Genomic DNA, 482 nt, shown 5'->3' with positions numbered 1-482 from the left:
CGGCCGCAGGCATCGCCATCGGTCTCAGGCGACGTACGCCGGGCTTGCGCCGCGAGGAGGTGGCGATGATCGCCGGTGTCGGCACGACTTGGTACACATGGCTGGAGCAGGGGCGGGAGGTCAGGCCCTCGGTCGAGGTGCTGACGGCGCTCGCCGAAGCACTGCGCCTCGACGCCGCCGAAAAACAGCATCTGTTCATCCTTGCCGACCGCCAGCAGCCGGAGCGCCGTGCCGTAGCGCCGGAAAAGGTCGATGGCCCGTTGCTGCACATGCTGCAGAGCCTGGTGCTGCAGCCGGCCTATGTCGTCGGGCGGCGCTGGGACGTGCTGGCCTGGAACCCGGCGGCGGTGGCGGTGTTCGGCGATTATGGCCTGCTGGAGGGTGACGCCCGCAACATCGTCCACATGGTGTTCACGAGCCCGCATCACCGGCACCTGCTGGTCGACTGGGAGCAACTGGCGCGCACCGTGCTGGCCTCGTTC

At 68.9% G+C, this 482-nt stretch carries 1 protein-coding gene; it reads left to right on the top strand.

Translation table 11 applies throughout. The features are described 5' to 3' along the window. Window positions 1-482: helix-turn-helix transcriptional regulator (locus ENZ74_RS33990; protein WP_164761512.1), on the top strand; the 482-nt coding region annotated here is incomplete at both ends.

It is taken from the genome of Mesorhizobium sp. M7A.F.Ca.CA.002.15.2.1, assembly GCF_003998715.1.
Lineage (GTDB): Bacteria > Pseudomonadota > Alphaproteobacteria > Rhizobiales > Rhizobiaceae > Mesorhizobium > Mesorhizobium ciceri.
Note: the sequence above shows the minus strand (reverse complement) of the source record. Positions and strands in the feature narration are given on the sequence as shown.